This window comes from Burkholderia sp. Bp8992 (genome assembly GCF_003853705.1).
In the GTDB taxonomy this organism is placed as follows: Bacteria; Pseudomonadota; Gammaproteobacteria; order Burkholderiales; family Burkholderiaceae; genus Burkholderia.
Genome location: NZ_QTQI01000014.1, coordinates 92,428 through 110,095, shown reverse-complemented (window position 1 = coordinate 110,095; position 17,668 = coordinate 92,428). Strand labels below are relative to the sequence as shown.

The 17,668-nt window shown below is 68.2% G+C and carries 17 protein-coding genes and 1 riboswitch; of the genes, 10 read left to right on the top strand and 7 right to left on the bottom strand.

Annotated features, from left to right (window positions below):
• Window positions 1–12: 12 nt before the first annotated feature.
• Window positions 13–1,653 (bottom strand): gamma-glutamyltransferase family protein, encoded by a 1,641-nt coding sequence (locus tag DIE03_RS21120; protein ID WP_124453684.1) that lies wholly within the window; start codon window positions 1,651–1,653, stop codon window positions 13–15.
• Window positions 1,654–1,864: 211 nt separating this feature from the next.
• Here DIE03_RS21120 and DIE03_RS21115 point away from each other — a divergent pair, with 211 nt between their 5' ends.
• Window positions 1,865–2,644 (top strand): DeoR/GlpR family DNA-binding transcription regulator, encoded by a 780-nt coding sequence (locus DIE03_RS21115; RefSeq protein WP_006493999.1) that lies wholly within the window; start codon window positions 1,865–1,867, stop codon window positions 2,642–2,644.
• A 301-nt stretch (window positions 2,645–2,945) separates the two neighbouring features.
• Window positions 2,946–3,143, top strand: coding sequence for a hypothetical protein (locus DIE03_RS21110; RefSeq protein WP_166963486.1), 198 nt, complete (start codon window positions 2,946–2,948; stop codon window positions 3,141–3,143).
• Window positions 3,144–3,231: 88 nt separating this feature from the next.
• Here DIE03_RS21110 and DIE03_RS21105 read toward each other — a convergent pair whose 3' ends face one another.
• Window positions 3,232–3,600, bottom strand: coding sequence for a hypothetical protein (locus DIE03_RS21105; protein WP_124453680.1), 369 nt, complete (start codon window positions 3,598–3,600; stop codon window positions 3,232–3,234).
• 162 nt (window positions 3,601–3,762) lie between these two features.
• Between DIE03_RS21105 and glpD the strand changes: the two genes are divergently transcribed.
• The 3 genes from glpD to DIE03_RS21090 all read left to right on the top strand — a co-directional run bounded on the left by glpD (window position 3,763) and on the right by DIE03_RS21090 (window position 7,691).
• Entirely contained in the window at window positions 3,763–5,286 is a 1,524-nt protein-coding gene (gene glpD / locus DIE03_RS21100) for a glycerol-3-phosphate dehydrogenase (RefSeq protein ID WP_124453678.1), read from the top strand.
• 105 nt (window positions 5,287–5,391) lie between these two features.
• Window positions 5,392–6,894: a glycerol kinase GlpK gene (gene glpK / locus DIE03_RS21095; RefSeq protein ID WP_124453676.1), complete on the top strand. Its 1,503-nt coding sequence runs from the start codon at window positions 5,392–5,394 to the stop codon at window positions 6,892–6,894.
• Between the two features lie 80 nt (window positions 6,895–6,974).
• Window positions 6,975–7,691 (top strand): MIP/aquaporin family protein, encoded by a 717-nt coding sequence (locus tag DIE03_RS21090; RefSeq protein ID WP_124453674.1) that lies wholly within the window; start codon window positions 6,975–6,977, stop codon window positions 7,689–7,691.
• 69 nt (window positions 7,692–7,760) lie between these two features.
• Here the strand turns inward: DIE03_RS21090 and DIE03_RS21085 are convergent, their stop codons facing one another.
• Genes DIE03_RS21085 through DIE03_RS21075 form a run of 3 tightly spaced genes read right to left on the bottom strand, consistent with a single transcriptional unit; the run spans window position 7,761 to window position 10,443 of the window.
• A complete protein-coding gene (locus tag DIE03_RS21085) occupies window positions 7,761–9,011 on the bottom strand; it encodes an NAD(P)/FAD-dependent oxidoreductase (protein WP_124453672.1) in 1,251 nt (416 codons plus the stop codon).
• A gap of 4 nt (window positions 9,012–9,015) precedes the next feature.
• Window positions 9,016–9,324: a non-heme iron oxygenase ferredoxin subunit gene (locus DIE03_RS21080; RefSeq protein WP_124453670.1), complete on the bottom strand. Its 309-nt coding sequence runs from the start codon at window positions 9,322–9,324 to the stop codon at window positions 9,016–9,018.
• Window positions 9,325–9,360: 36 nt separating this feature from the next.
• Window positions 9,361–10,443, bottom strand: coding sequence for a fatty acid desaturase family protein (locus DIE03_RS21075; protein WP_124453668.1), 1,083 nt, complete (start codon window positions 10,441–10,443; stop codon window positions 9,361–9,363).
• Window positions 10,444–10,617: 174 nt separating this feature from the next.
• Here DIE03_RS21075 and DIE03_RS21070 point away from each other — a divergent pair, with 174 nt between their 5' ends.
• The 5 genes from DIE03_RS21070 (at window position 10,618) to DIE03_RS21050 (ending at window position 15,622) form a co-directional block, all read left to right on the top strand.
• The gene (locus DIE03_RS21070; RefSeq protein ID WP_124453666.1) at window positions 10,618–11,682 is read left to right on the top strand and encodes a LacI family DNA-binding transcriptional regulator; all 1,065 of its coding nucleotides are present in this window, start codon (window positions 10,618–10,620) and stop codon (window positions 11,680–11,682) included.
• 144 nt (window positions 11,683–11,826) lie between these two features.
• Complete coding sequence (locus tag DIE03_RS21065; protein WP_124453664.1) at window positions 11,827–12,828, top strand: xylose isomerase; 1,002 nt, start codon at window positions 11,827–11,829, stop codon at window positions 12,826–12,828.
• A gap of 37 nt (window positions 12,829–12,865) precedes the next feature.
• Complete coding sequence (locus tag DIE03_RS21060; RefSeq protein ID WP_124453662.1) at window positions 12,866–13,693, top strand: TIM barrel protein; 828 nt, start codon at window positions 12,866–12,868, stop codon at window positions 13,691–13,693.
• A gap of 67 nt (window positions 13,694–13,760) precedes the next feature.
• Complete coding sequence (iolG, locus tag DIE03_RS21055) at window positions 13,761–14,747, top strand: inositol 2-dehydrogenase (RefSeq protein ID WP_124453660.1); 987 nt, start codon at window positions 13,761–13,763, stop codon at window positions 14,745–14,747.
• A 188-nt stretch (window positions 14,748–14,935) separates the two neighbouring features.
• Window positions 14,936–15,622, top strand: coding sequence for an HAD family hydrolase (locus tag DIE03_RS21050; RefSeq protein ID WP_124453658.1), 687 nt, complete (start codon window positions 14,936–14,938; stop codon window positions 15,620–15,622).
• A gap of 70 nt (window positions 15,623–15,692) precedes the next feature.
• On the opposite strand, the gene ribB is transcribed toward DIE03_RS21050, so the two are convergent.
• Window positions 15,693–16,403, bottom strand: coding sequence for a 3,4-dihydroxy-2-butanone-4-phosphate synthase (ribB, locus tag DIE03_RS21045; protein ID WP_124453656.1), 711 nt, complete (start codon window positions 16,401–16,403; stop codon window positions 15,693–15,695).
• A gap of 118 nt (window positions 16,404–16,521) precedes the next feature.
• A riboswitch (FMN riboswitch) is annotated at window positions 16,522–16,670 on the bottom strand.
• Window positions 16,671–16,856: 186 nt separating this feature from the next.
• Entirely contained in the window at window positions 16,857–17,543 is a 687-nt protein-coding gene (locus tag DIE03_RS21040) for a helix-turn-helix domain-containing protein (protein ID WP_124453654.1), read from the bottom strand.
• Window positions 17,544–17,668 lie beyond the last annotated feature (125 nt).

Sequence of the window (17,668 nt, the reverse complement as noted above, 5' to 3'; positions counted from 1 at the left end):
GGAAGCGATCCGTCAGAAACCGGCCGCCAGGCCATCGCGCCGGCTGTCGCTCGCGGCCACGTAGCCGCGCTCGCGATCGTCGCGGTCGAGACGCCAGATGAACTGCCCCGAGCCGAAATCCATGTAAGGATCGTCGATCGACTTGATCGTATGGCCGCGTGCGGCCAGCGCGTCGACGGTCGCGCGATTCATCGTCGATTCGACGTCGAGCGTGAAGTCGCGGTTGACCTTCCAGCGCGGCGCATCGCATGCGGCCTGCGGCTGCTGTCCATGGCCGAGCATCCGCACGACGGTCTGCAGATGGCCTTGCGGCTGCATGTCGCCGCCCATCACGCCGAAGCTCATCACGGCCTCGGTGCGGCCGTCGACCTCTTCGGTGACGAACGCCGGGATGATCGTGTGGAACGGCCGCTTGCCGCCCGCGACGACGTTCGGCGACGCCGGATCCATCGAGAAGCCGTGCCCGCGGTTCTGCAGCGCAATGCCGGTACCCGGCACGACGAGCCCCGAGCCGAAGCCCATGTAGTTCGACTGGATAAAGCTCACCATCATGCCGCGCTCGTCGGCGGCCGACAGGTAGATCGTGCCGCCCGAGTGCGGCCGGCCCGCGCCGAAGTGCGTCGCGCGCGCGCGATCGATCAGCTTCGCGCGTTCGGCGAGATACGCATCGTCGAGCATCTGCTCGGGCGTGACGTCCATCGCGCGCGGATCGGCGACGTAACGATAGACATCGGCGAACGCGAGCTTCATCGCCTCGATCTGCAGATGCTGCGAGTCGGCCGAATCGAGCGGCCAGTCGGTCACGCCCGCATGCTCGGCGATCCCGAGCGCGATCAGCGCGGCGATGCCCTGCCCGTTCGGCGGGATCTCGTGAATCGTGTGGCGGCCGAAGCGCTTGCCGATCGGCTCGACCCATTCCGGCCGGTACGCACGCAGGTCGGCTTCGGTCAGCGCGCCGCCGCCTTCGCGCGAGAACGCAGCGACGCGCTCGGCGAGCGCGCCTTCGTAGAACGCACGCGCACCGTCCTTCGCGAGCGTGCGCAGCGTCTGCGCATGACCGGGCAGGCACACGCGCTCGCCGACGAGCGGCGCACGGCCGCGCGGCATGAAGGTGTCCGCGAAGCCCGGCAGGCCCTGCAGTTCGGGCACGGCCGCCGCCCACTTGTGCGCGACGATCGGCGGCACCGCATAGCCGCGCTCCGCGATCTCGATCGCCGGCTCGAGCAGATCCGCGAACGGCAGCGAACCGAACTTCGCGTGCAGCGCCTCCCAGCCCGCGATCACGCCCGGCACGGTCACGGTATCCCAGCCGCGCGTCGGCTTGTTCGCGATGCCGTGCGCGTTCTCGCCGTGACGCTTGCGGAAATAGTCGACGTTCCATGCGGCCGGCGCAACGCCCGACGCATTCAGCCCGGACAGCCGCTCGCCGTCCCACACGAGCGCGAACGCATCGCCGCCGAGCCCGCACGACACGGGTTCGACGACGGTGATCGCAGCGGCGGCAGCCAGCGCCGCGTCGACCGCGTTGCCGCCTTTCCACAGCATCCGCAGCCCGGCCTGCGCGGCCAGCGGGTGCGACGTCGATACGACGTTGCGCGCGAACACCGGAATGCGGGTCGTCGGATACGGGTTGTGCCAGTTGAAGCCAGTCATCGATGCCACCTCGTCGAAAGCCGAATGAACGCGCCCGCGAGCGCGGGCAATCCGCCATTGCAGCGCGATCGGCGGAATCGCACAAATTCATTTGTCACATGAATCCATGCACTTTCTACATGAATCGTACGCCGCCGTGCCGGCGAGGCCCGCCGAATGGCGTTGCCGCCCTTACAATACCCGCTCCGTCTCACGACCCGACCATCGAGCCATGACCCGAGATCCCCGCCTCACCCTCAACGCGCGCCAGCAGGAATTGCTCGAATGGGTGCAGCGCGACGGCTTCGTGACCGTCGACGATCTCGCCGCGCACTTCGCGGTGACGCCACAGACGATCCGCCGCGACGTGAACTGGCTCGCCGATCTGAACCTGCTGCGCCGCTACCACGGCGGCGCGAGCCTGCCGACCAGCTCGGAGAACGTGTCGTATACCGCGCGCCAGCGGATGTTCCACGACGAGAAGCGGCGGATCGCGGCGCTCGCGGCGTCGCACATCCCCGACCAGGCGTCGCTGTTCATCAACCTCGGCACGACGACAGAGGAAGTTGCACGCGCGCTGAACCGCCATCACGGGCTGCACGTGATCACGAACAACCTGAACGTCGCGTCGATGATGAGCGGCTACCCCGACTGCGAGGTGCTGATCACGGGCGGCATCGTGCGGCCGTGGGACAAGGGCATCGTCGGCGAGCTCGCGATCGACTTCATCCGCCAGTTCAAGGTCGACTACGCGATCATCGGCACGTCGGCGATCGAGGCCGACGGCACGCTGCGCGACTTCGACACGCGCGAGGTGCGCGTGGCCGAGGCGATCATGCAGCACGCGCGCACGGTCTATCTCGTCACCGACCATTCGAAGGTCGGCCGCCCCGCGCTGGTGCGCCAGGGCCACCTGAGCCAGGTACACGCGCTCTTCACCGACAAGCCGCTGCCGCCCGAGATGGCCGACACGGTGGCCGCCGCCGGCACCCAGGTGTACGTCGCGGAATAACGGTTGCCATGCTGCACCGCACCTGAAACTTCAAGTGAAATCAAGAAGTTGGCGCCGCGCGCGGACCGCTTGCGGTGCATGTTCCTGTCAAACGGAAAATTAACGGGGCACGATTTGTCGTTGCCGGCGCGCTCGACTAGACTCCAGTTCCCCGGCCCGTTCGCCCGATCCGCCTGTGCCAGGGCGTGTGCGAACCGCAGGGCCGGCGAAGACAGCTTCCCCCCAAGCCATACCCCGCGGGGTATCGCGCGCCGGCGTCCGCGCCGGCCGCGCGGGCAGTCCGATTGCCATGGAGAGAACGATGCTGAGTCCGCATGAATTCGCCACGCTATTGCTTGTGAAGGACGCGCCTGATCAGCGCGACATGGATCGGGATGAACTGGACATCCTGCTCGAACAACAGCTCGTTCGCCTGGAAGGGCTCGGCTCGGGGCGCAAGTACTGCGTGACCGAGAGCGGCGACGCCGCGCTGCGATCCATCAAGTACCGCTATTCGTGAAATTCCGCCGTTCCTGACCTGACCGCGCGGCCGGATGCCCGGCCACGCGGTCGCTTCTGCTTGTCCCGCCCGTTCACCGCAGCCGGCGTCAACCGCCGCGCAGCGTCGGATCGACCGCCGCCCGCCAGCTGATGGCCTGCGCGCGCGCCCCGTTGAAATACGCAATCCAGCCGGCGCGCGCCGCCGCGTCAGGCGCCACATAGTGGGTCGAAAGTTCGTTTACGAACGCACAATAGTTCGCTTCGGTCAGCCCGCGATACCGTTTCGCCACATAGGCGTCGTACAGCGTCGAGTAGACCGGCTGCGCGTCCGCGCCCCAGTCGCGCGCCGTGCCGCCGCACGACGTCTGCAGGTCGACGAACGACGGCGCCCGCCAGTTGCCGGCGAGCGGCGGCATGCCCGCGCTGCACCCCGCCAGAAGGACGGCACCCACGCCGGCCCACATCCCAATACGCATGATTCACCTCGCGAAACGGTCGATTCCGCCAGTATCGTCCGGGATCGCGCCGCACGCTACTGGCCCCGCTTTTTCGAACTTTACTTTTTCGATTTCGTTCGTTAAATTTCGAATTCGAACATTTCGTGTTCACCCCATTTCAACAGACGATAAGGACAGCAGGTGACCCAACCGAATCGCTACGATCTGCTCGTCGTCGGCGGCGGCATCAACGGCGCGGGCATCGCGCGCGATGCGGCCGGCCGCGGCCTGTCGGTCATGCTCTGCGAGCAGGACGACCTCGCGTCGCACACGTCGTCGTCCAGCACGAAGCTGATTCACGGCGGCCTGCGTTACCTCGAGTACAACGAGTTCGGACTGGTGCGCAAGGCGCTGCAGGAGCGCGAGACGCTGCTGCGCGCGGCACCGCACATCATGTGGCCGCTGCGCTTCGTGATGCCGCACATGCCGAACCTCCGTCCGGCCTGGCTGATCCGCATCGGCCTGTTCCTCTACGATCACCTCGCGAAACGCGAACTGCTGCCCGGCTCGCGCGGCATCGACATGCGCCGCCATGCGGCCGGCGCACCGCTGATCGACTCGATCAAGCGCGGCTTCGTCTATTCGGACGGCTGGGTCGACGACGCGCGCCTCGTCGTGCTGAACGCGATGGATGCGAAGGAGCGCGGCGCCGAGATCCTGACGCGCACGAAGCTCGTCTCCGCCGAACGCCGCGGCGACGAATGGGAAGCGCGGCTGCAGCAGGCCGACGGTTCGATCCGCGTCGTGCACGCGCGCGCGATCGCGAACGCGGCCGGCCCGTGGGTCGGCGAAGTCCTGCACGGTGCGCTCGGCCGCGGCGCGCAGCACAGCGTGCGGCTCGTGAAGGGCAGCCACATCATCACGCGCCGCCTGTTCGATCACGATCACGCGTACATCTTCCAGAACCCGGACAAGCGGATCATCTTCGCGATTCCGTACGAACACGACTTCACGCTGATCGGCACGACCGACGTCGAATACACGAACGATCCCGCGAAAGTCGCGATCGATCGCGACGAGACGCAGTACCTGTGCGATTCGATCAACCGCTATTTCAAGCGCAAGATCTCGCCGGCCGACGTGCACTGGACCTACTCGGGCGTGCGCCCGCTGCTCGAAGACGAGAACGCGGCGAACGCGTCGGCCGTCACGCGCGACTACCGCCTCGAGCTCGACGACGGCGCGGGCGCCCCGCTGCTGTCGGTGTTCGGCGGCAAGATCACGACGTTCCGCAAGCTCGCGGAAGAAGCCGGCGACATGCTGTGCCGCGCGCTCGGCCGCGACGCGAAGACCTGGACGGCCGGCGTCGCGCTGCCGGGCGGCGACATCGCGAACGCGAAGTTCGACGTGTTCGCCAGCGCGTTCGCGCAACGCCACCCGTGGCTGCCCGCCGCGCTCGCGCGCCGCTATGCACGTGCGTACGGCACGCGCGCGGAGCGCGTGGTCGACGGCGCCGCGTCGCTCGCCGACCTCGGCACCGAAATCGCGCCGGGCATCTACGACGCCGAACTGCGCTACCTGCGCGACGCCGAATGGGCGACCTGCGCGCAGGACGTGCTGTGGCGCCGCTCGAAGCTCGGCCTGCACGTCACGCCGGGCACGCTCGATGCGGTGACGGCCGCGGTCGACGCATGGTTCGCCGCCGCGCACGCGCCGCACGCATGACCCGAATGCAGTTGCAGTTGCCTGACCGACGTTGATTCACCGACGCGCCGCCCCACATGCGGCGCGCATCACAACTACGCCAATTCACGGATGGAGATGAGAGACATGCAGGACCAGTACATCCTCGCGCTTGACCAGGGCACCACGAGTTCCCGCGCGATGCTGTTCGATCGCCAGGGCAATATCGTATCGATCGCCCAGAAGGAATTCGAACAGATCTACCCGCAACCCGGCTGGGTCGAGCACGACCCTCAGGAAATCTGGTCGACGCAAGCCGGCGTCGCCGCCGAAGCCGTCACGCGCACGGGCCTGAACGGCACGTCGATCGCCGCGATCGGCATCACGAACCAGCGCGAGACGACCATCGTCTGGGATCGCGAGACGGGCCAGCCCGTCTACAACGCGATCGTCTGGCAGGATCGCCGCACGGCCGACTTCTGCGACTCGCTGAAGAAGCAGGGTCTCGAAGCGAAGGTACGCGCGAAGACTGGCCTGCCGATCGACTCGTACTTCTCCGGGACCAAGATCCGCTGGATCCTCGACAACGTGCCGGGCGCACGCGAGAAGGCCAGGCAGGGCAAGCTCGCGTTCGGCACCGTCGACAGCTGGCTCGTGTGGAACTTCACGAAGCACGAACTGCACGTGACCGACGTGACGAACGCATCGCGCACGATGCTGTTCAACATCCACACGCGCGAATGGGACAACGAGCTGCTCGAACTGCTCGACATCCCGCGCAGCATGCTGCCGGAAGTGAAGGCCTCGTCGGAAATCTACGGCCACACGAAGACCACCGTGTTCGCGTCGAAGATCCCGCTCGCGGGCATCGCCGGCGACCAGCACGCGGCGCTGTTCGGCCAGATGTGCACGACGTCGGGCATGGTGAAGAACACCTACGGCACCGGCTGCTTTCTGATGATGAACACCGGCGACAAGCCGATCGAGTCGAAGAACAACCTCGTCACGACGATCGCCTGGCAGATCGGCGACGACGTGCAGTACGCGCTCGAAGGCAGCATCTTCATCGCGGGCGCGGTCGTGCAATGGCTGCGTGACGGCGTCGGCATCATCAAGACGGCCGCCGAGATCGAAGCGCTCGCCGCGACCGTGCCGCACACCGACGGCGTCTACCTCGTGCCCGCGTTCGCCGGCCTCGGCGCACCGCACTGGAACGCACGGGCGCGCGGCTCGGTGTTCGGCGTCACGCGCGGCACGACCTCCGCGCACCTCGCACGCGCGGCGCTCGATGCGATCGCGTACCAGTCGCTCGACGTGCTGGCCGCGATGGAAGCCGATTCGGGCATCAGCATCGGCGAGCTGCGCGTGGACGGCGGCGCGAGCGCGAACAACCTGCTGATGCAGTTCCAGGCCGACCTGCTCGGCGTCGACGCGGTGCGTCCGCAGATCACCGAGACGACCGCGCTCGGCGCGGCCTACCTCGCGGGCCTCGCGATCGGCTACTGGAAGAACCTCGACGAAGTGCGCGACCAGTGGCAGCTCGATCGCCGCTTCGCACCGTCGATGCCGAAGGAGCAGGTCGAGCAGCGCATGGCCGGCTGGCAGCGTGCGGTGCGCGCGGCGAAGGCGTGGGCCGACGACGCCCAGTAATCCTCAGGCATCCCAACGAAATACAACAACACCGGCGGACCGCGCAACGCGCGAGTCCGCCGCGACCTACGAGAGACAACATGTCACCTTATATTGCAGAATTCATCGGCACGGCGATCCTCGTGCTGCTCGGCAACGGCGCGGTCGCAAACGTGCTGCTTGCAAAGACCAAGGGCAAAGGCGCGGACCTGATCGTGATCGTGATGGGCTGGGCGATGGCCGTGTTCGTCGCCGTGTACGTGACCGCGTCGTTCAGCGGCGCGCACCTGAACCCGATCGTCACGATCAGTCTCGCGCTCGCGGGCAAGTTCGCGTGGTCGAAAGTCGGCGGCTACGTCCTTGCGCAGATGCTCGGCGGGATGGCGGGCGCGCTGCTCGTGTGGCTCGCGTATCGCCAGCATTTCGCGAAGGAAGCCGACGCCGACCTGAAGCTCGCCGTGTTCTGCACGGCGCCGGCGATCCGCAGCGTCACGCACAACGTGCTGACCGAAGCGATCTGCACGTTCGTGCTGATCCTCGGCGTGCTGTACCTCGCGTCGCCGCAGGTCGGCCTCGGCGCACTCGACGCGCTGCCTGTCGGCCTGCTCGTGCTCGGCATCGGCATCTCGCTCGGCGGCCCGACCGGCTATGCGATGAGCCCCGCGCGCGACCTGTCGCCGCGCATCATGCACGCGCTGCTGCCGATCCCCGGCAAGCGCGACAGCGACTGGCGCTATGCATGGGTGCCCGTCGTCGGCCCGCTGCTCGGCGGCGCCGCCGCAGCCGGCCTCTATCTGCACTTGCATTCCACGATCTGATCGCGGTTTGAACGACGCGCGCGGCGTCCGGCGCCGCGCGCTTCATTTCCCCTCCTCGCTTCCCTTCCGCTATCGGCCGCTCTCAGCCGCCACCAGCGATTTCAGCTTCACGTCGACGTCCGCGACAGCAGCCGGCGTCACGTCGATCCCGCGCTCGACCAGCATTCTCGCCACGCGCATTTCCTTGACGAATCCCGATGTACGGCCGAAGCCGCTTGCAGCGACGAGCCGCGCGCCTGCATCGAAATGGAAATGGATTTCCGCATCGTCGTCGAGCACGCGCGCAACCGACCGCTCGCCGAGCGCCGGCTCCCCGGCCACCTGCAACTGCGCGTCGTATTGATCGGACCAGAACCACGGCGTGTCGCGATACGGTTCGCCGGCGCCGAGCATGTTGCGGGCGGCGACGCGTGCCTGCGTCTCGGCGCCGTGCCACGTCTCCTGCCGAACCGGCCGCCCCGACAAGACGCTCGGAAACACCGCGACATCGCCGGCCGCGTAAATGCCTTCCGCCGACGTCTCGAGCTGCGCGTTCACGATGATCCCGCGCTCGACTGCGAGGCCTGCAGCGCGCGCCAGTTCGTCGGCCGGTTCGATGCCGACGCCGGCGACGACCGCATCGGCGATCAGCGTGTCGCCGTCGTCGAGCACGACAGCCAGCGCACCGCCTGACGTCCGCTCGATCGCAACGGGTTTCCGGTTCATGCGGATCGTCACGCCCTGTGCTTCGTGCAACGCGCGCACGCGTGTCGCGATCGCCTCCGGCACCGCGCGGCCGAGCAGCCGCGGCGCCGCGTCGAGCACCGTCACGCGGCACCCAAGCATGCGCGCCGACGCCGCCACTTCGAGACCGATGAAGCCGCCGCCGATCAGCACGATCCGCGCGTCGGGCACGAGCCGCGCGCCGAGTGCCGCCGCATCGTCGAGCGTGCGCAATGCGAATACGCCGTCGAGCATCGCGCCCGGAATCGCAAGACGGCGCGCGCGGCCGCCGGTCGCGAGCAGCAGCGCGTCCCAGGCGAACACCCGCCCGCCGGATACGCTCACTTCGCGTGCATGCGGATCGATGCGCTCGACGGTTCCGACGACCGGCTCGATGCCGTCCGCCATCCACGCGTCAGGATCGCGCAATCGGCATTGCGCCGCACTGCGCTTGCCCGTCAGCACGCCCTTCGACAACGGCGGCCGTTCGTACGGCAGGTGTGCCTCCGCGCCGATCAGCACGATGCGCCCGCGCCAGCCGGACGCGCGCAGCGCCTGCGCCGCGCGGCCGCCCGCATGGCCGGCACCGACAATCGCCATCACCCGGTCGTTGGTCATCGCGTCACACCTCGATCAGGATGCGACCGTCTTCGATCTTCGCGCGGTACGTGCGCAGCTTCTCGCACGCGGGCGGCGACAGCGGCCGGCCGTCGCGCACGTCGAAGCGCCCGTTGTGCTTCGGGCACTCGATCACGTGATCCATCACGAACCCGTCCGCGAGATGCACCTGCTCGTGCGTGCACAGGCCGTCGCTCGCATAGACCTCGCCGTCGATCCGGTAGATCGCGAACGTGCGGCCGTCGTGGTCGAAGCGTGCGACGTCTTCATCGTCGATGTCGTCGAGCGCGCCGGTGTCGATCCATTGCGTCATGTTGCGTGTCTCCTTGGTTGGCGGATTCGATGGCGGTCATGCCCGCGCCGCATCCGGCACGGGCCGCACGACGTAGTCGGACGGGTCGCGCGTCTGCCGGACCAGCGCCGGCACGATCTCCGCGTAGGCGGCGAGCGTGCTGCGGTACGGCGGCGGCATGTCGGCCTTCACGGCGTCGTGCAATTTGGGCAACGCATGGAACGGCACCATCGGGAACATGTGGTGCTCGACGTGATAGTTCATGTTCCAGTACAGGAAGCGGAACACCGGATTCATCATCACGGTGCGGCAGTTGCGCCGGTGATCGAGCACGTTCTCAGGCATGCCCGCATGCTGCGTCAGGCCGAAGTACAGGTACAGCCACGCGCCGTAGAGGCTCGGCAGCCCGATGTAGAGCAGCGGCAGGATCGTGCGCCAGTAAAGCGACGCCCCGATCACGAGCGCGTACATCGCGAGATGGATGCGCGACTCGCGCACGACCTTCCGCCACTCCGATTCGGGCACGTAGGTACGCTCCTCGTCGTCGAGCCGGCCGGTGATCGACACCGCGATCATCTTGCGCAGCTCGCCGGCCACATGCTTCAGCGCGACGACGTTCAGCGCGAGCGCAAGCCAGTCGGTCGGCTTCGGCGCGGCGATTTCCGGATCGCGCCCGACGACCAGCGTATCGGTGTGATGACGTGCATGGCTCCAGCGCCATGCGGTCGCGCGGCGGAACACCTGGAACGACGCGACCTGGTACAGCACGTCGTTCATCCAGCGTGTACGGAACGCGGTGCCGTGCCCGCATTCGTGCCAGCGCGAGTCGGCCGGGCTGCAGTAAAGCGTGCCGTACACGAAGAACGCGGGGATCGCCCACGCCGAATGCGCACGCCACGCCAGCCACGCGAGCCCGCCGCTGATCGCGATCGCCGCGTACCAGATCAGCGTGTCGCGGATCGCACGCGCATCGCCGCGCTGCATCAGCTGCTTCATCAGCGGCCGCGGCACCGCGCACCGGTACCACGCGGCGTTGACGAGCCCGGCCGCTTGCGCGCGCTCGCCGGCACCGCCGGTCATTCTGTATTCCTGACGGCGTGCCGCCGTGCGGTCACGCACCGGGTGGTCGGGTTGAGCCACGTCTGTCTCCCTGGATTCTTGTGCGAGGAAAGCGCAACGAGCGCTTCGCCATGGAATCAAAATTAGGCCCGCGGCCTCCGCTGCTCAATCGAAACGTTGACGAAATTTCGCCATCGCTTTAGCGTGTCCGGCAACGCCACGCGATCGATGGCGACCTCAACGATGGAGACGACCATGGCAGGTGAATCCGGGCCGCGCTGGCGCAAGCGCACTGCGCGCTTCGACGAGATCGCGGCGCTCGCGGGCGTCAGCACGACCACCGTCGACCGCGTGCTGAACGAGCGCGGCAGCGTGTCCGCGCAGGCGCGCGAGCGCGTGGTGGCGGCCGCACGGCAGCTCGGCGTGCCGCGGCAACTGCCCGACACGCGACACGGGCTGATCCACGTCGACGTGCTGCTGCCGGACACCGACGCGCCGTTCTTCCGGCGGCTCCAGCAGGCGCTGCAGCGCTCGCTGCAAATGCTCGACCGGCGCGTGGTCGTGCACCGGACGATCCTGCCCGCCGCGGATGACGAACGCGCCGCCGCGCAGATCGAACGGCCCGCGTACCGGCGCGCGGCGCTGATCGTCACCGCGCGCGACACGGCCCGCGTGCGCGACGCACTGGCCGGCGCGATCGCGCGCGGCGAGACCGTCGTCACGATGGTCACCGACATCGGCGGCATCGATCGCGCGCACTTCGCCGGCATCGACAACTACCGCGCCGGACGCACGGCCGGCTACTACATCGGCCGCCTCGCGGCGCGCCCCGGCCGCGCGCTGCTGCTCGGCGGGCGCATGGGCTACCGCGCACACGCCGACCGGATGGCCGGCTGCCGCGACCAGCTCGCCGACGCGTTCGCCGCGATCCGCTGCGACGACGAGCCGGTCGAAACACTCGACCAGGACGACCGCTGCTACCGCGCGGTGACGAAGGCGCTGCAGGCGCACGACGACGTGGTCGCGATCTACAACAGCGGCGCAGGCTCGGCCGGCATCGAAGCGGCGCTGCGCAAGGCCGGCGCCATCGGGCGCGTCGTGTGGATCGGCCATGAGATGATCGACCAGCACCGCACCTTCATCGAAGCCGGCGCGATGGATCTCGCAATCGACCAGGACCCGGACGGCCAGGCGATTTCCGCGCTGCAGCACGTGCTGCATGCGTGCGGGATCGTCGAACAGCCGCCGCCGGGCGACCCGGTCGAGTTCCGCGTGTTCTGCCCGGCGAACGTGAGAACGAGCACGTACCTGCAGCCCTGAATCCCGCCGTGTAACGCGCGGCGTGCGCCTGGCGAAAAAATCGACCGCCGCATGGGCGATTTTTCGCCAACGCCGGGCATGCAGCCTGTGCCGCTCATCCGTACATTGGACAGCCATCCGCAGGACATCCATGGACAGGAGACGATGGCTGAACCGATCCTCATCGGCGTGAACCTCGACGGCGTGCTCGAACACGAAGGCCTGCCGCCGCCCACGCCCGCCGAACGCTTTCGGATGATCGCCGGCGCCGGCGTGTTCGACTACGTCGAACAGAACCCGGTGCGCGGCGAAGACCTGTCGCCGTACTTCGCGCTGGTCGAACGCCACGCGCTGCCGATTCGCGTGATCGGCGGCATCTGGTGCGCGGGTCGCGACGAAGCGCACGTCGCCGAGATCGTCGACGCGGGCGCGCGCTTCGGCAGCACGGTGCTCAACTGCCAGTTGTTCGCGCATCACGCGGACGGCCACCCGCTGTCGGACCGCGAAGTCGCCGATTTCTACCTGCGTACCTATGAACGCGGCGAGCCGGTCGGATGCCTGCCGAGCCTCGAAGTGCACGTCGACATGTGGAGCGAGGATTTCGCGCGCGTGGCGCGCGTCGCGCAGCACGTCGAGCAGGCCGGCGCACCGTTCCGGATCACGCTCGATCATTCGCACCTGCTGTTCAAGATCAGCAATCGCACCGAACTCGACGCATCGGGCCTGCGCGAACCAGCCGACGGCGGACGCGCGCTGCTCGACCCGGCTTCGCCCGCTGCCTTCTACACCGACTGGATCGCGCGCGGCTGGGTCCGGCATGCGCATGCGCGCAGCGTCGCGCCGAACAATCCCGACAATCGCTGGATGCGCCGCGCGGACGGCCGGCCCGGGCGCGGCATCCAGTACCCGTTCGTCGCGCCTGCGCCGGGCGCCTATCACGGCGAATGGCACGCGGCATCGCTCGACACGTGGAAAGCCGCACTGCGCCAGTTGCTGCATGCGCAGGTTCACACGCAGCCGACGCCGCTCGAACAGATCAGTTGCGAGTTCATCCCGTTTCCCGACTACGGCGGTGGCGCCCGCTATTCGATCTTCGACAACAACGTCGCGTGTGCGCACTGGCTGCGCGACACATGGCAGGCACTCGCCGCGCGCACCGGCACCTGATTCGAACCCACCCCACTCGAGCCCCAAGGACAGAACGATGACGCAAGCCTTCCACTTTTCGCTGAACCGGATCAGCGCGCCGCGCTTGCCGCTCGACCGCTACGTCGCGATGTGCCGGCGCCTCGGCGTCGACACGATCGAGATCCGCAACGATCTCGACGGCGTCGAGATCGCCGACGGTACGCCGGCCACCGCCGTACGCGCGACGGCCGAAGCCGGTGACGTGACGATCCTGACGATCAACGCGCTGCAGCGCTTCGAGCAATGGAACGCCGAGCGCGCGGACGAGGCGACCGCGCTGGCCGACTACGCGGCGCAGTGCGGCGCGCGTGCGCTGGTGCTGTGCCCGACCAACAGCCGCGGCGACACACGCAACGCGGACGCGCGCCACACGGATCTCGTAAAGGCATTGAAGGCGCTGAAGCCGATCCTCGAAGCACGCAACCTGCTCGGCTTCATCGAGCCGCTCGGCTTCGAGGAATGCGCGCTGCGCCGCAAGTCGGATGCGGTGAAAGGCATCTACGACGCAGCGGGCGAACAGGTCTTCCGGCTCGTGCACGACACGTTCCACCACCACCTGTCCGGCGAGGACATCTTCTTCCCGAACCTGACGGGCCTCGTGCACATCTCGGGCGTCGAGGAACACGACCTGCCGGTCGACCGGATGCGCGACGGCCACCGCGTGCTGGTCGGCCGCGCCGACCGCCTCGGCAACCTCCGGCAACTGCGCGAACTGCTTGCACGCGGCTACCGCGGCGCGTTTTCGTTCGAACCGTTCGCGAGCGAGATCGCCGAGGCCAGCGACATCGAAGACCGGCTGCGGGCGAGCATCGACTACGTGCGCGGTGAACTGGCGGATCACTGATACATCACCAGGACACGCTGCCGGCACACGCGGCGTGCCGACAAAACCCAATCAACAGGAGAACGGAATGATCGAATTCGCCTTGTTCGGCGCGGGCAGGATCGGCAAGATCCACGCGGCGAATCTCGCGCGCCATCCGGGCGCGAAGCTCAGGTACGTGATCGACCGGCATGCGCCGTCGGCCGAGGCGCTCGCGCACGCGCACGGCGCGCAGGTCGCCGACCTCGAGCGCGCACTCGGCGACGCGTCGGTGCAGGCCGTCGTGATCGCGTCGAGCACCGACACGCACGCGGACCTGATCGTCGCGGCCGCGAACGCGGGCAAGGCCGTGTTCTGCGAGAAGCCGGTCGACCTGACCGTCGAACGCGCGCGCGCATGCGCGGACGTCGTGCGGCGCACCGGCGTGACCTGCATGATCGGCTTCCAGCGCCGCTTCGACCCGACGTTCGCGGCGCTGAAGGCACGCGTCGAGCGCGGCGAAATCGGTGCGCCGGAAATGCTGGTCGTCACGAGCCGCGACCCGGGCGCGCCGCCGGCCGACTATCTCCGCAGCTCGGGCGGCATCTTCAAGGACATGCTGATCCACGACTTCGACGTGTTCCGCTGGATCCTCGGCGACGAGGCGCAGACGCTGCACGCGACCGGCAGTTGCCTGACCGACCCGGCCGTGCACGAAGCGGGCGACATCGATTCGACCGCCGTGACGATCCGCACGCAGCGCGGGATGCTGTGCCAGATCAACACGTCGCGACGCGCGGCCTACGGCTACGACCAGCGCTTCGAGCTGCTCGGCAGCCACGGGATGCTGCAGGCCGGCAACGTGCGGCCTACCGAGGTGAGCGCATGGCTCGCCGGCGGCATCGCGACCGACGTGCCGGAGCCGTTCTTCCTCGAGCGCTACCGGCATGCATACGCGGCCGAGATCGCGCACTTCGTCGACGCGCTGCGCGACGGCACGCCGGTCAGGACGACGATCGACGACGGGCTCGCCGCGCTCGAGCTGGCCGAAGCCGCGATGACGTCGTGGAAAACGGGGCGCGTGATCGCGCTGTGACGCGACAAACGGCGGCGGCCCGGTCACCCGGGCGGCCGCCATCGGGCGATCGGTGCCTCGGCGGCACGACATGTGGCACCCGCACGCCCGTATCGGGCAAATTTGCCGAAACGCCACGCGGCGCGCGCGCGAAAGCACGTATGATGGCGAATTGATCGGCGTCGCCGGTCTACCGCATTTTCATCACCATGCTCGATCACCTCATCTGCGACTGCGACGGCGTGCTCGTCGACAGCGAAGTCATTGCCGACCGCGTGCTGCTTGAAACGCTGTCCGCCACGTTCCCGAACCTCGATTTCGAAGCCGCCGCGAAGTCGGCATTCGGCCAGCAGACGTCGCGCTTCCTCACCGGCATCGAATCCCGCTTCGGGATCGAGATGCCCGCGAACTTCATCGAGACCATCGAGCACAACATCGAGGTCGCGCTCGCGCAATCGCTCGCGCCGATCTCCGGCGTGCGCGACGCGCTGCTGAAGGTCACGCTGCCGGCGGCCGTGGTGTCGAACAGCCGGCTCATGCGCGTGCGCAATTCGCTGAAGCGCGCGTCGCTCACGGAGATTTTCGGCGAGCGCGTGTTCAGTTCCGAGCAGGTGGCGCGGCCGAAACCCTACCCCGACGTCTACCTGCACGCGGCGCAGACGCTCGGTGTCGTGCCGGAGCGCTGCATCGTCGTCGAGGACAGCGTATCGGGGTTGAATGCCGCACGGGCGGCCGGGATGAAGACGATCGCGTTCGTCGGCGCGAGCCACATCCCCGACAACTACGCGGACGCGCTGCGCGCGATGGGCATCACGCGGATCATGCGCAAGATGGACGAACTGCCGGCGCTCGTCGAAGCCGGCATGCGCGGCGAATTCGGCGACGTGCAGTCCTGATGTTCATGCCGGCCGGATCGGGTCGATCCGGCCCGCGACGGGTGCACGAACGCACCCGCCTTCCCGTCGCTCAGGCCGGTTCGCAGCAGCGTTCGCGCGCGGCCGCCAGCGCCTCGCGGAATTCGACGAGCTCCGCGATCGTCAGCATCGGCAGCCCGTGGCGTTGCGCGAAACGCTCGACGTCGTCGCCGCGCGTCATCGTGCCGTCCGGATTCATCAGCTCGCACAGCACGCCGGCCGGCTTCAGGCCCGCGAGGATCGACAGGTCGACCGTCCCTTCGGTGTGACCGCGGCGCGCGAGCACGCCGCCCGGTTGCGCACGCAGCGGAAACACGTGGCCGGGGCGCACGATGTCGTGCGGCTTCGCACCTTCCGCGATCGCTGCCCGGATCGTCGTCACGCGATCGGCCGCCGACACACCGGTATGCACGCCTTCGCGCGCTTCGATCGACACCGTGAACGCGGTGCCGTTGCGGCTTTCGTTGGTCTGTACCATCGGCGGCAGTTCGAGCGCGCGCACGGTGTCGTCGGTCAGGCACAGGCATACGATGCCGCTGCACTCGCGGATCAGCAGCGCCATCGTCTCGGGCGTGATGCGCTCGGCGGCGACGATCAGGTCGGCTTCGTTCTCGCGGTCGTGGTCATCCTGCAGCACGACCGCACGGCCTGCGCGCATGGCGTCGAGCGCAGCGGCGATGCGCGGCGGCACCGGTTCGGAATCCAGCAGCGGGAGATCGGCAAAGGCGTCGGCGGGCACCGACGAAACGGACATCAAGGACATGTGAAACGCTCCTCGCAAATTCGATTTGGGCGAAAAACGTTTCAGGGCATTGCAAACAGACAGAACGGCAACCCGCTTCGCGTGCATCGCGAAGCGGCCCTGACGGACATGACTATCTACACATCTTCTCTCATCCGGACTATGACCGTCGGCTCTGGCATTCGACCAGATCTGCTGACCCCGCGCGGATGCGCGGGCGCTCGCGGGCTCGCCGGCTTACGCCGACCTACCGCCGGTGGGGAATTTCACCCCGCCCTGAAGACGCACTGATTGCCGGACGGGAACACCCCGTCAGCGGCGGGCCAAGCATACAACAGCTGTGCACGAAGCGCAGCGCACCACACCTGAAACCTTACTGACGACTCGGTCAAACGGCATCGTCCGAACGGCCGACCGCCCGACGGCGCTTCCACGCGACAACGGGAAGGCGGCCGTTCGGTCGCGCCGGCACGGTCAATGAGCCGCGTGCGCCGCGTCGGGCACGAGCCAGCGCGGCGGCACCTCGGGGCTCACCGTCACGCGGAACGCGCGCGCTTCGCTGTCGCCGGGGTTGCGCAGGCTGTACGGCTGGTCGGCATCGAACACGATCGCGTCGCCGGTCGCGAGCAACTGGCGGCGGTCGTGCACGCTGACTTCGAGCGTGCCTTCGCTGACGACGAGGTTGATCGTCGTGCCGGGCGCACGGCGCGCGCCGGGCTCCGTATGCAGCGGCGCGATCCGCAGTTCGTGGAATTCGGCCGCGGCCGGCTCGCCTTCCGGATACAGCGCGCGCGCCGAGAAACGGCCGTTCGAGCTGACGACGCGCGATGCGCGTTCGGCCGCCAGGTGCTCGAAGCCGTTCACCGCATGGCGGCGCAGGAACGCAGCGACCGACACCTTCAGCGCGGCGGCGATCTTGCAGAGCACCTTGATCGACGGCACGCTGCGCGCCGATTCGATCTGCGCGAGCATCGCGCGCGACACGCCGGACAGCCGCGCGAGCGCATCGAGCGACAGCTGCCGCTCGGCGCGCAAGCGCGCGAGGTTCACGCCGACGACCTGCTCGAGGACGTCGAGCGATGCGGACGCGCCGCGCAGGTCGGCCGCATTGCCGGACTCGAAGGAAGACACGTCGCGCACGAGCGCCAGGGATGAAGACATAGCATTGCCTCCGGGCCGCCGCGCGGCCCTGCATAGGGGGTAAGCCGGGATCGGAATCGCGTTGCGCCAGCCTTGGCGCGTATCGAGACGCTATCACCCGGTCTTGCAAGGGCAAACGAAGTTAT

Bases quoted from the DNA above. Each gene is read 5' to 3' on its own strand.
- DIE03_RS21120 (WP_124453684.1), bottom strand. From the start codon at position 1,653: ATGACTGGCTTCAACTGGCACAACCCGTATCCGACGACCCGCATTCCG.
- DIE03_RS21115 (WP_006493999.1), top strand. From the start codon at position 1,865: ATGACCCGAGATCCCCGCCTCACCCTCAACGCGCGCCAGCAGGAATTG.
- DIE03_RS21110 (WP_166963486.1), top strand. From the start codon at position 2,946: ATGCTGAGTCCGCATGAATTCGCCACGCTATTGCTTGTGAAGGACGCG.
- DIE03_RS21105 (WP_124453680.1), bottom strand. From the start codon at position 3,600: ATGCGTATTGGGATGTGGGCCGGCGTGGGTGCCGTCCTTCTGGCGGGG.
- glpK (WP_124453676.1), top strand. From the start codon at position 5,392: ATGCAGGACCAGTACATCCTCGCGCTTGACCAGGGCACCACGAGTTCC.
- DIE03_RS21090 (WP_124453674.1), top strand. From the start codon at position 6,975: ATGTCACCTTATATTGCAGAATTCATCGGCACGGCGATCCTCGTGCTG.
- DIE03_RS21085 (WP_124453672.1), bottom strand. From the start codon at position 9,011: ATGACCAACGACCGGGTGATGGCGATTGTCGGTGCCGGCCATGCGGGC.
- DIE03_RS21080 (WP_124453670.1), bottom strand. From the start codon at position 9,324: ATGACGCAATGGATCGACACCGGCGCGCTCGACGACATCGACGATGAA.
- DIE03_RS21070 (WP_124453666.1), top strand. From the start codon at position 10,618: ATGGCAGGTGAATCCGGGCCGCGCTGGCGCAAGCGCACTGCGCGCTTC.
- DIE03_RS21065 (WP_124453664.1), top strand. From the start codon at position 11,827: ATGGCTGAACCGATCCTCATCGGCGTGAACCTCGACGGCGTGCTCGAA.
- DIE03_RS21060 (WP_124453662.1), top strand. From the start codon at position 12,866: ATGACGCAAGCCTTCCACTTTTCGCTGAACCGGATCAGCGCGCCGCGC.
- iolG (WP_124453660.1), top strand. From the start codon at position 13,761: ATGATCGAATTCGCCTTGTTCGGCGCGGGCAGGATCGGCAAGATCCAC.
- DIE03_RS21050 (WP_124453658.1), top strand. From the start codon at position 14,936: ATGCTCGATCACCTCATCTGCGACTGCGACGGCGTGCTCGTCGACAGC.
- ribB (WP_124453656.1), bottom strand. From the start codon at position 16,403: ATGTCCTTGATGTCCGTTTCGTCGGTGCCCGCCGACGCCTTTGCCGAT.
- DIE03_RS21040 (WP_124453654.1), bottom strand. From the start codon at position 17,543: ATGTCTTCATCCCTGGCGCTCGTGCGCGACGTGTCTTCCTTCGAGTCC.